This window comes from Sphaerisporangium album (genome assembly GCF_003323745.1).
In the GTDB taxonomy this organism is placed as follows: Bacteria; Actinomycetota; Actinomycetes; order Streptosporangiales; family Streptosporangiaceae; genus Sphaerisporangium; species Sphaerisporangium album.
Map to the genome: position 1 here is coordinate 1 of NZ_QOIL01000061.1, position 1,107 is coordinate 1,107.

1 pseudogene is annotated in these 1,107 nt (G+C 68.5%); it reads left to right on the forward strand.

Annotated features, from left to right (window positions below):
• Nucleotides 1-59: 59 nt before the first annotated feature.
• Nucleotides 60-1,081: pseudogene (locus DQ384_RS40195) on the forward strand (IS5 family transposase).
• Nucleotides 1,082-1,107: the final 26 nt, after the last annotated feature.

A 1,107-nucleotide genomic window follows, 5' to 3' on the forward strand; every position in this document is an offset into this window, starting at 1 on the left:
CTAGGAGCTGTTTGAGGTTCGGATCTTGCGGCCTGGTCGTGGCTGGTAGAACTTCGGGTGTGGCGCGCTTTGATGTGACGGATGCCGAGTGGGCGTTGATCGAGCCGTGTCTGCCGGTGGCGGCTACCGGACCGTTGCCGCGGCGGGTGCGTGATCAGTTCAATGGGATCCTGTGGCGTTTTCGCACCGGGTCTGGCTGGCGTGATGTCCCGGAACGCTACGGGCCTTGGTCCACGCTCTATTCCCGGTTCAGCGGCTGGGCCAAGGCCGGGGTGTTCCAGGGGCTGATGGACGCGCTGATCGCCGAGGCCGCATCGCGTGGGCAGGTCGGGCTGGAGCTGGTGAGCGTGGACTCCACGATCGTGCGGGCCCATCAGGAGTCGGCCGGGCTGGCGGTGGCCGGGGAGACCCTGGATGCGCTGGAGCAGGCGCTGACCGAGGAAAAAGGGGCTCCGCTGCCGGAGCAGCCGCCGGTGCTGCGGGTGATGCGCCGCGGGTCACACGCGACGCCGACGACGCGGACGCGTCGTCGGCCCAGGATCGTGCCGCCACACGGCGACGCCGCAAGGCCCGGGCGAAGGCTGCCGGGCTTGGCCGATCCCGAGGCGGGCTGAGCAGCAAGGTCCATGCCGCGGTCGACGCGGCCGGGTTGCCGCTGGTCTTCGTACTCACGCCTGGGCAGGCCGCCGACTGCCCGCAGTTCATCTCCGTCCTGGACAAGATCCGCATCCCCGGCCCAGTCGGCCGGCCTCGTACCCGTCCTGCTGCGGTGGCCGCGGACAAGGCCTGCTCTTCCAAGTCCAACCGTGCCCATCTGCGCCGCCGCCGGATCACCGCGGTCATCCCGGAGAAGGCCGACCAGCGGGCCAACCGGAAGAGGAAGGGTTCGGCAGGCGGGCGGCCGGTCGGCTTCGATCCAGAGCGCTATCGGCAGCGCAACACCGTCGAACGCTGTTTCCAGAAGATCAAGACCTGGCGTGGCCTGGCCACCCGCTACGACAAAGCCCCGGAAAGCTACGAGGCCGGCCTCTACCTACGGGGCTCGATCATGTGGCTGAAGCTCCTCACCTCAACCACATGATCCGAACTCCAAACAGCTCCTAGTGC